We start from the raw sequence: 12,108 nt of genomic DNA on the forward strand, positions 1-12,108 counted from the left end.
CCTTCCGGCGCCAGGCCGCCTCGTCGGCCCTGTCGGCGCCGTCACGGCCCGTCGCGGTCGTGCACGCGGGCCAGCGCCGCGTCGATCGCGCGTTCGGTCAGCGTCAACTTCGCCACGACGGCCACGGCGGGCCCGAACGGGATCGGCTCGCGGTCGCGCTCGTGCCAGCGGCCGCGCTCCGCGTAGGCGACGTCGGAGGCGTAGTCGCTCCAGCTCACGATGATGACCGGGACGTCGCGCAGAGTCGGGTCGTCGCTCATCGCGGCGAGCACCGCGGCTCCGTCCATGCCGGGCAGCATCAGGTCGAGGAAGACCACATCCGGCGGATCGGCGCGCATCGCCGTGACCGCCTGCTCGCCGTCCCCGGCCTCGTCGATCCGGTCCACCCGGCCCGCCAGCAGCGACCGCATGGTCGTCCGGAACGCGGGGTCGTCGTCGACGACCAGGGCGCTGGCCAGGTGGACCGGCGACGCGCCCGTGGCCGGGGCGGCGGCTCCCACGCGGGGCACACCGGCCGGCGAGAGGCCGTCGCCGCGCTCGTCGACGTCCTCGTCCTCATCGCCCGGTCCAGTGCCTGCCGCGGGCTGGCGCGGCAGGGTGACGGTGAACGTCGACCCGCCGCCGGGCTCGCTGGTCACCTCGAGCCGGCCGTCGAGCAGGACGATCACCCGACGCGCGTAGGGGAGGCCGAGCCCGGTGCCGCGCACGCGGGCGTGCAGCGGCGTGCGGACCTGGTAGAACTCCTCGAAGATCCGCTCCAGGTCGTCGGGCGCGACTCCGATTCCGGTGTCGCGGACGGAGAAGACCACGGTGTCCTCGCCCGCCCGGGGGTCATCGCCGAGGCGGGCGGTCAGGACCACCTCGCCGCGCTCGGTGAACTTCAGGGCGTTGGAGACCAGGTTGCGCAGTACCCGCGCGAGCAGGGTCTCGTCGGTGTGCAGGATGCCGACGTCGGCGTGGGTCTCGACGGTGAAGGACACCTCGGGCCGGGTGGCGAGCGGGCGAAGCGATCCGTCCAGGTACCGGAGCAGGGCCGCGACGTCGACCTCGTCGACGACCGCCTCGAGCCGCCCGGACTCCGCCTTCGCCAGGTCGAGCAGGTCGTTGACCAGCGCGAGCAGGTCACCGGTGCTGGCCAGGATGAACTCCACCTGCTGGCGCTGCTCGTCGCTCAGCGGGTCGCCGGCCGGGTCGAGCAGGAGCCGCGCGAGGCCCATCACCGAGTTCACCGGCGACCTCAGCTCGTGGCTGACATTGTGCAGGAAGCGTGTCTTGGCCTCGCTGGCCCGGGACAGGGCGATACCGCGCTCGTCCAGCTCGGCGTAGAGCGCCACCACCCCCCGGTTGGTCTCCTCCAGCTCGGCGGACAGCTGGTTGTAGAGGGCGAGCACCCCCCGGTTGGTCTCCTCCAGCTCGGCGTTCAGCCGCAGCAGCTCTTCCTGGTTGTCCCGTAGCTCCGCCAGCGCCGCGACAAGGTCGTTGTTCTGCACGCGCAGCTCGTCGGCCGGCGAGTTCGGCGCGATCGCGGCGAGCGAACGCCTGAGTTCGGCGAGCCGGTCGTCGTCGATGAACAGGCCCGGCAGGATCGGCTTCGCCAGCGTGACCGTCCGGTCGTGTGTGGCCGAGTCCTCGCCGTCCTCGCCGTGTTCCAGCTCGACGAGGCGGCCGGCGGCGATCAGTCCGCTGCCGGCCCGGGCGAGYGGCCGGTCGGCGGTCACCGTCACCACGAGCGTGCCACGCGCGCGCACCCCGAAGTCGGCCCACGCCCCGCCGGCGACCAGCGCGTCCCGACCCACTTCACTGAGCGCCGTCGCGAGCCGTACCTGGTCCTGGCCGTCCAGCCCGACGCGGGAGCCGATCTCCCGGGCGAGCTGGCGCGCGGCGAAGACATCGGGCTCGTGGTCCACCCGCACTCGCAGCAGCGCCGCGACGTCGCCGCCGCCACCGGTCAGACCCACGGCGCGCCCGCGACCAGCACGGATGCGTCGTCCCGGCGCAGCCCCGCGTCCCGCAGGACGCTCGCGGCCACGACCAGCGCGCTACGGCTGGAGATTMCCGGATGGTCGGTGAGATTCCAGCGCGGGCTGATCCCGTCGCTGTGCAGCACCACCAGTGCGCCGGGTGGAAGATCGTAGCGGGTTTCGGGCACGCCGCGCGCCTGGTGCCCGGCTATGCCCGGCCGGCTGGTGAGGCCGGCCCGGCGGGTGTTCCCGACGATCACTCCGCTGATGTTCCCGAGTCCGGCGAAACGCAGGGTGCCGGCGGCCGGCTCCAGGACGGCCACCGCGACGGCCGCGCCGCGGGTGTGCGAAAGCCCGGAATGGATGCGACGCACCAGGTCCGCGGCGTCAGGCGGGGCGGGCGCGGCGGACTGGAAGATCCGTACCGCGGCGTCGGCCGCCCGGGCCGCGAGCTCCCCGTGCCCCAGGCCGTCACACAGGAGCAACGCGAGCCGACCGTCCTGCGCGCGCACGGCGTACGCGTCGCCGCAGACGGTCTCCCCGGTGATCGGCCGGGTCAGGCCGGCCACTCGGGGCGCCTCGCGCAGCTCGGCCATGGCCTGGCCGTCGCCGTGCCGCGGCCCGAACGCGCCGGCCATGACGGTGCCCACGCCAGGGGTCGAGTAGACGTCGAAGCGGTCCGTGAGCCTTTTGATCATTCCGAGGCCGATGCCGAGGGTGCCGGCGGAGGTCGCGCCGTCGCGCATCGCCGCCGGCACGTCGGCCAGGCCGGGTCCGTTGTCGACGGCGACGAACTCGATGGCCGCCGCCGTGGCTGTCGGCGGCGCGCCGTCCGCCTCGTCGCCCGCCGGCCAGCGCAGCGCCCGCAGCAGCAGGGAACCCTCGTCGGCGTGCCGGACCAGGTTCTCGGCCACCTCGGTGAGTCCGAGGCCGACCTCGGCGGCACGGTTCGGCTGGAGCCCGAGACGCTCGGCGAGCGCGACGGCGGCGCGCCGGACGGCACCGGGCATCGACGAGCCGTCGGCCCGGAACCAGGCGACGTCCTCGGCCAGCGGATGCCGGGTGACCGGAATCAGCGTGACCATTTCACGATTCGGACGGTGGTGCCCGCCCCGGGACTGCTCTCGATCGCGAAGTCGTCGACCAGCCTGCGGCTGCCTGACAGCCCGAGGCCGAGCCCGGAGCCGCTCGTCCAGCCGTCGGTCAGGGCCAGGTCCATGTCGGGGATGCCGGGGCCGCTGTCGACGAAGACCGCTCGGATGCCGCGACGCCGGCCGTTGTCGACGATGTCGACCGTCATCGATCCACCGCCCCCGTAGACGAGAGTGTTGCGCGCAAGCTCGCTCGCGGCGGTCACCATCTTGGTCTGGTCCACCAGCGACATCTTGGCTGTGACGGCGAGGTTGCGCACGATCTGGCGCACTCGCACGACATCGGCCTCGGTCACGATCGGATGCCGCTCGGTCCGCTCGACCGTCGGCTCAACACCGCCCGCCGGGGCCACCGTCCAGCGCCCGGCGCTCACCCGCTCCAGGCTCCCTCGGTCAGCGCCGAGCGGCCGTTCGGCGCCGCACCGGCGCCGAGGTCGGTGACCTCGGCGGAATCCGCGTCGAGGTCGACGAGGGCCTCGTCCTCCGGAAGCCGGACGCGTACCTCGGCGCCGAGCAGTGCCAGGCCGTGCTCGAGGGTGAGCGCCGTGCGCACCCCGGGCATGTACAGGCCGAGCTCGACGAGCGTGATCGCGACGGCGGGGCGCATCCCGACCACCACGGTCTCGGCGTCGAGCAGCCGGGACAGCGCGGCGATGGTGGACAACATCCGGCCGATGAAACTGTCGACGATCTCCAGCGCGGAGATGTCGATCAGCACGCCGCGGGCGCCGGTCGCCACGATGCGCTCGGACAGGTCGTCCTGCAGCGCCAGCGCGAGCTGGTCCTGCAGGTCCACCTGGATCGAGACGAGCAGCAGGTTGCCCATCTTCAGGATCGGGATGCGATCCATCAACGGCTCCCGGGCGTGCCTGGACGGCGGATCTGGACGCCCTCCCGGCGCAGCGCCAGCGCGAGCGCCTCGGCCAGCRTCGCCTTGGTGACGATCTCGCCGAACTCGATGCCGAGGCTGACCACGGTCTGCGCGATCTGCGGACGGATGCCGGAGATGATGCAGTCGGCTCCCATGAGCTGGGCCGCCATCACCGTCTTGAGAAGGTGCTGCGCGACCTGGGTGTCGACCGCGGGTACCCCGGTGATGTCGATGATGGCGTGCCGGGAGCCGGTGTCGACCAGCGCTTCCAGCAGCGTTTCCATCACCACCTGGGTACGGGCCGAGTCCAGTGTGCCGACCAGCGGCACGGCGAGCACGCCCTCCCACAGTTTGATGACCGGGGTGGACAGTTCGAGCAGCTGGTCGGACTGCTCCACGATCACCGCGTCACGGGCCTGCGCGTAGGTCTCGAAGGTGAACAGGCCGAGTTCGTCGACGAAGTCGGAGAACTGCGCATAGCCGCGATATGCGAGACCGCGCTCTTCGAAGGCCGGCGACACAGCCGCCCGGAGTGTGAACACCGTGATTGAGGTCTCTCGGGGCGTGAAACCCTGCCGGGCCCGGGTGCCGGACAGCTCGGCGAGCAGTGCCCGCAGCTCCCCGAACGACTCCGAGCTCAGGTCGGTCCCGCCCGCCCGCAGCCCTCCCAGCAGGGCTGTGTAGAGCTCGCCGAGCTCGCGGGTCAGCTCCGCCTCGGAGAGGCGGGACCGTAGAAGGTCACCGACCAGTCCGACCCACCGGGCGAGGATCTCCTCGCGGTCGGCGTTCAGCGGCGCGACCCACTCATCCCTGTGGACGACGTCCACGAATTCCTCCCAGCGTCGCAGGCGACTTCGAAGAGACAACCGCTCGATCTCCCCGAAGACCGGACGTCTACGGACAACTTGCCCGAAGCTAGCGACTCGACATGATCCCATGTCCGCCGAGCCCACCGGATTCTGCCAGCAGCCGGGCCGGATGCTTTGGCGCGGGGGACGTTAACCCACCCCTAGGGAGGTACTGGCAGACCCTTTGGCCGACGCGCGGGCGGCACTATCGATGTCCAGTAAACGCCGAGAAGCGAACGCCCAGAACGCGACAGCGCCGCCGGCTCCCTGCTGGGAACCGGCGGCGCCGGGTGCTGCTGTGCCGCCCGCCGGGGCGGGTCAGCGGGCCGAGCGGCGCACGGTCATGTGACCGTGCGGTCTCGGCCATCGGTCAGACGGTCGCGTGCTCCGTCGCGGCGGCCTGCGACGGGACGAACAGGATCGGCTTGTCGCCGGCCAGCGCGCTGCAGGTGGTGTCGATCATCAGCGCGGAGACCACGTATGGGTCCATGTTCGCGTTCGGGCGGCGGTCCTCGAGCCAGCCCTTGCGGGCCTTCGAGACGGCCCACGGGATGCGGATCGACGCGCCGCGGTCCGAGTCGCCCCAGGAGAACTTGTTCCACGGAGCGGTCTCGTGCTTGCCGGTGAGGCGGTCCTGGATGCCGTGACCGTAGTTGGTCACGTGCTCCATGACGCGGGTGCCGAGCGCCTCGCAGCAGGTGACGATCGCGTCCCAGCTCTCCATCGTCTGCTTCGTGGAGAAGTTGGTGTGCGCGCCCGCGCCGTTCCAGTCGCCGGCGACCGGCTTGGCGGCGAAGGAGACCGACGCGCCGAAGTCCTCGGCGATGCGGTGCAGCAGCCAGCGGGCGACCCAGATCTGGTCACCGATGGCCGGCGCCGGCAGCACGCCGATCTGGAACTCCCACTGGCCCATCATGACCTCGGCGTTGGTGCCCTCGATCGCGAGGCCGGCGTCGATGCACGCCTGGGTGTGCTTCTCGACGATGTCCCGACCGGGCATCTTCTCGCCGCCGACGCCGCAGTAGTACGGGCCCTGCGGCTCGGGGAAGCCGGTGGCCGGCYAGCCCAGCGGGCGGCCGTTCTGGAAGAACGTGTACTCCTGCTCGATGCCGAAGTGCGGGGCGAAGTCGGCGTACTTCTCGGCCAGCTCCCGCGCCTTGGCACGGGTGTTGGTCGGGTGCGGGGTGAAGTCGGTCAGCTCCACCTCGCACATCACCAGGATGTTGTCGCCGCCGCGAATCGGGTCCGGGCAGGTGAAGACCGGGCGCAGGACGCAGTCCGAGTTGGAGCCGGGCGCCTGGTTCGTGCTGGAGCCGTCGAAGCCCCAGATCTCCGGCTCCTTGCCGTCCTTGATGATCCGGGTCTTGCTGCGCAGCAGCGGCTCCGGCTCGGTGCCGTCGATCCAGATGTACTCGGCCTGATAGCTCACTCATACTCCCCGTGATCGGCAGGGCTAGGCATGCGACGGATGGGTCGGCCGGGGGAGGGTCGACACTGGCCGCGGCTGACGAGATGGTCCGTCTGGGAGCCTCGCCGGGTMTCGTTACCGATCAGTTCCCCGATTGTTAAATCTGTGTCTCAGGGCGTGCAGTTGACGCCCGGCGGGCGCCCGCGCCTGGTACCGCATCCGAAAAGAGGCCGGAAAACAGCGTGAAATGTGCGCGGCGCCACATCGCGACAGCCGCCCACGTCAGTAGAAGAACTCGCTCGGTACGGGCATGCGGGCGTTGTGTGACGGCGCTTGGATAACCGGCGTCTGGCGTGACCTGGGAGCCCGCGCGCGGGCAGGCCGGTCTGGATCACCGCGCGGGGCGCGTTCCTGCCGCCGGTGGGTGTGCCCGATGGAGCCGTGGGCCGCCGAGTGATGGCGCCGGCGCGGCCCGTTCCGCACCCCGCGTGTTCGCGGATTCGCCGCAGCCTTCCCGCGTCATTTCCCATGTGGCGGCACCGATGAAAAATAGTTGTTTTTCCGGGTGGCGCGGGCTCGGGTGGATGCGCGAGAAGCCGGGCATCCATGCTTTCACGCCATCGCTCGCGTGATACCGGCTCCTGGCGCCGCGCCACCCCGACATGTCAATGGTGACCGCTCGGAGGGCCGCCTGCGCGCAAGGGCCTCGCCGTCCAAACCAGACGGCGAGGCCCAGGCAGACAAGCCACCAGCGGTGACGGCGCCTCAGATGTCGTAGTAGAGGTCSAACTCGAAGGGGTGCGGGCGCAGACGGATGGCGTCCACCTCGTGGGTGCGCTTGTAGTCCAGCCAGGTCTCGATGAGGTCCGGGGTGAACACGTCCCCGGCGGTGAGGAACTCGTTGTCGGCCTCGAGGTGGTCGAGCACGGCCTCCAGCGACCCGGGCACCTGCGGAACGGCGGCGAGCTCGTCCGGCGGCAGCTCGTAGAGGTCCTTGTCGATCGGGTCCGGCGGCTCGATCTTGTTCTTGATGCCGTCGAGCCCGGCCATCAGCATCGCCGAGAACGCCAGGTACGGGTTGCAGCTCGGGTCGGGCACGCGGAACTCGATCCGCTTGGCCTTCGGCGAGTCGCCGCCCAGCGGGATCCGGCAGCAGGCCGAGCGGTTGCGGGCCGAGTAGACCAGGTTGACCGGCGCCTCGTAACCGGGCACCAGCCGCCGGTAGGAGTTCGTCGTCGGGTTGGTGAACGCGAGCAGCGCCGGAGCGTGGTGCAGCAGCCCGCCGATGTAGTGCCGGGCGATCTCGGACAGGCCGCCGTAGCCCTCGGCGCTGTAGAACAGCGGGCCGTCGTCCTTCCACAGGCTCTGGTGGCAGTGCATCCCGGAGCCGTTGTCCTGGAAGAGCGGCTTGGGCATGAACGTGACGGTGCGGCCGCGGTCACGGGCGACATTCTTGATCACGTACTTGTAGAGCATCAGGTTGTCGGCGGTCTTCAGCAGCGTGTCGAAGCGGAAGTCGATCTCCGCCTGGCCGGCGGTGCCGACCTCGTGGTGCTGCATCTCGACGGTGATGCCGACCTTGATCAGCGTCTTGACCATCTCCGAGCGAAGGTCGGTGAAGTGGTCGGTCGGCGGGACGGGGAAGTAGCCGCCCTTGAATCTCGGCTTGTAGCCGAGGTTGCCGCCCTCCTCCTTGCGCGCGCTGTTCCAGGCGGCCTCGACGGAGTCGACCTGGTGCATCGAGCCGTGCGGGGAGTACTCGTACCGGATGTCGTCGAAGATGTAGAACTCGGCCTCGGGCCCGAAGTACGCCGTATCCGCGATCCCGGAGCCGCGCAGGTATGCCTCCGCCTTGCGCGCCACGTTGCGCGGGTCGCGGGAGTACTCCTCCTTGGTGATCGGGTCATGGATGAAGAAGGTCATCGCGAGCGTGGAGTGCTCACGGAACGGGTCCTGGAACGCGGTCCGCGGGTCCGGCAGCAGCAGCATGTCCGACTCGTGGATGGCCTGGAAACCACGGATGGAGGAGCCGTCGAACATGAGGCCGTCGGTGAAGACCGACTCCGTGAAGACCTCCGTCGGAATCGTGAAGTGCTGCATGACACCCGGGAGGTCACAGAAACGCACGTCGATGAACTCGACATTTTCGTCCCGGATGTATCGGAGTACTTCGTCGGCGTTCGCGAACATTCACCCTCCACACGCGTGGCACGCTGTCTGGCCCGACAGGATACCCATATCCGGACGCGGTGCGTAACCCCGTGGTGTGAAGTGAGCGTGGCGGTCGCGTTTCATCTGTGTTGCGAGGACGAGTTTCGTCACGTTGTGTGACGGTTCCCTGGCGCGATCCGGATACGGATAAGCTTGCGCCGTGCGACGTGAGCTCGGACGCTGGCTGGAAGGTCCCGGCCTGTCATCGCCGGCTGGTACCCCCGGGGATCGGCTCGGCCTGCCAGCTGACGGCCCCGGCTCGATGGTCGGCTACGGCGCCCGGTTCGGGGGCTACGTCGTCGACGCGGTGCTGGCCAACCTGCTCGCCGGCGTGCCGGTGTTGTTCGGCGCCACGTACGGCGACTCGACGCGCGGCCTGGTCGTACTCGGGATCTTCCTGCTCGAGGAGCTCGTGCTGGTGAGCCTTACCGGCCAGACCGTCGGCATGCGGCTCTTCGGCTTCGGAGTGGTGAAGGTCCCCGGCGGTGGCCGGGCACGCTTCCCCTTCGTCCTCGTGCGAACGCTCCTGCTGGCGCTGCTGATCCCGCTGTTCCTCGTCGACCGTGACATGCGCGGCCTGCATGACCGCATCGCGGGCACGGCCCCCGTCAAGGCGGCGCGGCGCGCGTAAAGCGGCGGTTCGAGGGCGGGAAGGCCGTGAGGTGACCTTCCCGCCTGTGACGCCTTAGCGCGGGCGTCTTAACGCGGGCGTCCGCCGCGGGGGATGTTGCGGGGAACCGGACCCTTCGGGATCGGAAGCGACGGACCGGTGCCGGCGACGGCCTTCAGCCGCCGGTCGAGCTGGTCGATCTGGCGGCGCGGTAGCGTGCGTCGCATCCGCATCAGGGTCGGCTGCAGCTTGGCCAACGGGACCTCGCCCTCGCCGTTGCCGATGATGATGTCGCTGATCGGCACGTCGCCGGCGACGCGGCGGATCCGGCGCACCTCGGTGGCGAGCAGGTCGCGGGCGCCCCTGCCCCGTCCCTCGGCGATGATCACAATGCCCGCGCGACTGACGACGCGGTGCACGACATCCTGGTTCCTGTTCACCTGAACCGCGGGAGTGAGCCGCCAGTCGCCCCTCATCCGCTCGACGATGCCGGCGGCGGCGCCAGGCTTGCCTTCCATCTCGGCGTAGGCGCTGCGCTGTACCCGGCGGCTGAACAGGTTGACCGCGACGAGCAGGCCCAGCAGCACGCCGAGGGGCGTCCACAGCCAGATCGGTCCCACGAGGAGGCCCAGCACCAGAAGCACGGCCAGGGGGACCAGGAAGCCGAGCAGCATGATCCAGACGACGTTCGGGTCACGCTGCCGCGTGACCTTGAAAACGAGCCTGATCTGCGCGAGCCGGCTGGGACCGTCGGCCTCCTGCCCTGACGCGGCGGTACCCGGCTTCGCCGGGCCCTTCGTGCCGCGTGCCGTGGGCGTAGCCGGAGCGGCCGCGGCTGCCGTCGGCTTCTTCCTCAGTGCCATGCCCGCGAGCCTACGGCCTGTGAGGTGGGGCGCGGTCACGACCGTCGCGGTAGTGCCACGCGAGCGGGACGACGGTGCGGCGACGACCGGCCCGGCCCTGGGTTCCGCCTCCGCCTCGGGCGCCCCGTGCCACCCATGGCTGAGCCACCAGCCGGGCCGGAGCGGCCGCCAGGCCACCGGGCCACGGAGCCGCCAGGCCCGACGGGCGGGGTCAGCGGTGGGCGGCGGCGGGGCGACGCGGCCGGGCCGCGGCGAACGAAGGCCGCGCGGCCGCGGGCCCGATCGAGGTGACGGGGCCAGCCGAGCCGACGGAGCCGACGGGGGAGCCGGGCCCGACGCCCTCTGCCCACCGGTAGCCGGACGTGACGTGCAGATCGGTGGCGGCGCGCCAGGCGTTGCGACGGGCGGTGCGCTGACCGCCGTGCGGCAGGACCAGCAGGGTCAGTTCTTCCAGGGTGGAGAGCAACGAGCGGAACACAGCGGGTCTGACCTCCCGACACGGTGGTCGTTCTCCCACCCACGCTCGACGCCCCGCCGGCGCGCGCGGCCCCCGCCCACCAGTGCCGCTCGGGGCCGGGTGCGGGTGGTGGGATCGCGGGAGTAGGGGCAGGCTACCGGGAACGGACGTGGACGGGTGGTGGTGGGCGCCGCCAGCCCATGACGGCGGCGAGCGCGCCCTGTTGACGCTTACATAGTCAGCGCGTGACTCGCGGTGGTGACCGCCAGGTGACGCTACGCCGAAGCCTATCCCCGTACCCGCGCCGTCACCAGTCGCATCCGCTTACGGGCGTGCGTGTTCTAGCACACAAAGAGGACTATCGATGCACAATCAGTTGGCTGACGAGTGAGACGAGTGAGATTGCGTCGCAGTCATGCGTCCGGCGCGTCCGGCGCGTCGGGCCATGACGGGGTATCGGCTCGCCGTGYGCCCGCGAGTCACTCGCCGCCCGGATGCGGCCGGGCCGGCCGGTGCGCCAGGATGGCGTGATGAGGATCATCGTCACCGGGGCGTCCGGGCTGCTGGGCTCGAAGCTGGTGCCCGCGCTGCGGGCTGATGGCCACGACGTGGTCACCCTCGTGCGCCGCGAGCCGCGGGGCCCCGGCGAGTTCCGCTGGGACCCGGGGAGCGGAGAGCTCGACGCCGCCGCTCTCGCCGGCGTCGACGCGGCCGTGCACCTCGCGGGGGCCGGCGTCGGCGACCGCCGGTGGACCGATGACTACCGCCGGACCATCCTTGACAGCCGGGTCCAGGGCACCCGGCTGCTGGCCGGAGCCCTCGCGGCGGCCACAGGCCCGAACGCCCCAGCGGGGGATCCCACACCGGGGCGCGGGCCGGCGGTGCTGCTGTCCGCGAGCGGCGTGGGCTGGTACGGGACGGCSACCGACGCCCCGGTCGACGAGACGGCGCCCGCGGGCGGCGGTTTCCTCGCGGACGTCGTGCGCGCCTGGGAGGAGGCGACGCAGGCCGCGGTCTCCGCCGGCCTGCGGGTGTGCCTGCTGCGCACCGGGCCGGTCCTTGACCGCGACGGCGGGGTGCTCGCCCGTCAGCTGCCGCTTTTCCGAGCGGGGCTTGGCGGGCGCCTCGGCTCCGGGCGGCAGTGGGTGTCCTGGATCGGGATCGACGACTGGGTGGCCGCCGTCCGCTTCCTGCTCACCGCGCCGAGGGTCGCGGGGCCGGTGAACCTTGTCGCGCCGAATCCGGTGACGGGAACGGAGCTCGCGCGGACGCTCGGTGGGGTACTGCGTCGCCCGGCCCTGCTGCCCGTGCCCAGGCTGGCGCTGCGCGCCGTCGTCGGCGGCTTCACCGACGAGGGCGTCCTCGCCTCCCAGCGAGTCGTCCCGCGGGTGCTCCTGGACGCGGGCTTCCGCTTCCAGCACCCCGACCTCACAAGTGCCCTACGCGCCACCCTGACCAACGACCGCCCCTAAGCGACCGCGGACCGCAGACAAACACCAGCAGCGCTGCCCCGGATCCGACACGTTCCAGCGCAAGGTGACCGGGCTGGCGCGGAGGCGCGCCTCCGCGCCAGCCTGGTTGCGTCACGCTGGAACGTCATCAATCCGGGCAGGCCTCAACCCCGATCCCGACCTATTCGAGGTAGTCGCGCAGCTTCTGGGAGCGCGACGGGTGACGCAGCTTCGAGAGCGTCTTCGACTCGATCTGCCGGATCCGCTCCCGCGTCAC

The 12,108-nt window shown here is 71.2% G+C and carries 12 protein-coding genes; 2 read left to right on the forward strand and 10 right to left on the reverse strand.

Annotated elements, in window-relative coordinates; genetic code table 11:
• Positions 1 to 41: 41 nt before the first annotated feature.
• The 7 genes from BL253_RS34050 to glnA all read right to left on the reverse strand — a co-directional run bounded on the left by BL253_RS34050 (position 42) and on the right by glnA (position 8,429).
• On the reverse strand, positions 42 to 1,958 hold the full coding sequence (locus tag BL253_RS34050) for an ATP-binding response regulator (RefSeq protein WP_076821708.1): 1,917 nt from the start codon (positions 1,956 to 1,958) through the stop codon (positions 42 to 44).
• On the reverse strand, positions 1,949 to 3,046 hold the full coding sequence (locus BL253_RS34055) for a SpoIIE family protein phosphatase (protein ID WP_076821710.1): 1,098 nt from the start codon (positions 3,044 to 3,046) through the stop codon (positions 1,949 to 1,951). The genes BL253_RS34050 and BL253_RS34055 overlap by 10 nt, the downstream gene beginning before the upstream one ends.
• A complete protein-coding gene (locus BL253_RS34060; RefSeq protein ID WP_081438976.1) occupies positions 3,034 to 3,486 on the reverse strand; it encodes an anti-sigma regulatory factor in 453 nt (150 codons plus the stop codon). The genes BL253_RS34055 and BL253_RS34060 overlap by 13 nt, the downstream gene beginning before the upstream one ends.
• Positions 3,483 to 3,962 (reverse strand): STAS domain-containing protein, encoded by a 480-nt coding sequence (locus tag BL253_RS34065; protein ID WP_076821712.1) that lies wholly within the window; start codon positions 3,960 to 3,962, stop codon positions 3,483 to 3,485. The genes BL253_RS34060 and BL253_RS34065 overlap by 4 nt, the downstream gene beginning before the upstream one ends.
• Complete coding sequence (locus tag BL253_RS34070) at positions 3,962 to 4,810, reverse strand: STAS domain-containing protein (RefSeq protein ID WP_076821714.1); 849 nt, start codon at positions 4,808 to 4,810, stop codon at positions 3,962 to 3,964. The genes BL253_RS34065 and BL253_RS34070 overlap by 1 nt, the downstream gene beginning before the upstream one ends.
• 391 nt (positions 4,811 to 5,201) lie before the next feature.
• A complete protein-coding gene (glnII, locus tag BL253_RS34075) occupies positions 5,202 to 6,260 on the reverse strand; it encodes a glutamine synthetase GlnII (protein ID WP_076821716.1) in 1,059 nt (352 codons plus the stop codon).
• 744 nt (positions 6,261 to 7,004) lie between these two features.
• Positions 7,005 to 8,429, reverse strand: a complete 1,425-nt coding sequence (glnA, locus tag BL253_RS34080) for a type I glutamate--ammonia ligase (RefSeq protein ID WP_076821717.1) — start codon at positions 8,427 to 8,429, stop codon at positions 7,005 to 7,007.
• A 181-nt stretch (positions 8,430 to 8,610) separates the two neighbouring features.
• On the opposite strand from glnA, the gene BL253_RS34085 reads away from it, so the two are divergent.
• Positions 8,611 to 9,081 carry an RDD family protein gene (locus tag BL253_RS34085; RefSeq protein ID WP_076821718.1) on the forward strand — a complete coding sequence of 157 codons (471 nt, stop codon included), beginning with the start codon at positions 8,611 to 8,613 and terminating at the stop codon, positions 9,079 to 9,081.
• A 68-nt stretch (positions 9,082 to 9,149) separates the two neighbouring features.
• On the opposite strand, the gene BL253_RS34090 is transcribed toward BL253_RS34085, so the two are convergent.
• Complete coding sequence (locus tag BL253_RS34090; RefSeq protein WP_076821728.1) at positions 9,150 to 9,923, reverse strand: DUF4191 domain-containing protein; 774 nt, start codon at positions 9,921 to 9,923, stop codon at positions 9,150 to 9,152.
• A 211-nt stretch (positions 9,924 to 10,134) separates the two neighbouring features.
• Complete coding sequence (locus BL253_RS34095) at positions 10,135 to 10,401, reverse strand: hypothetical protein (RefSeq protein ID WP_076821720.1); 267 nt, start codon at positions 10,399 to 10,401, stop codon at positions 10,135 to 10,137.
• A gap of 509 nt (positions 10,402 to 10,910) precedes the next feature.
• Between BL253_RS34095 and BL253_RS34100 the strand changes: the two genes are divergently transcribed.
• A complete protein-coding gene (locus BL253_RS34100) occupies positions 10,911 to 11,852 on the forward strand; it encodes a TIGR01777 family oxidoreductase (protein ID WP_076821722.1) in 942 nt (313 codons plus the stop codon).
• A 160-nt stretch (positions 11,853 to 12,012) separates the two neighbouring features.
• Here BL253_RS34100 and BL253_RS44960 read toward each other — a convergent pair.
• Positions 12,013 to 12,108: sigma factor-like helix-turn-helix DNA-binding protein (locus BL253_RS44960; protein WP_131831648.1), on the reverse strand; the 96-nt coding region annotated here is incomplete at its 5' end.

Origin of the sequence: Pseudofrankia asymbiotica, from assembly GCF_001983105.1 — a bacterium.
Classification (GTDB): Bacteria; Actinomycetota; Actinomycetes; order Frankiales; family Frankiaceae; genus Pseudofrankia; species Pseudofrankia asymbiotica.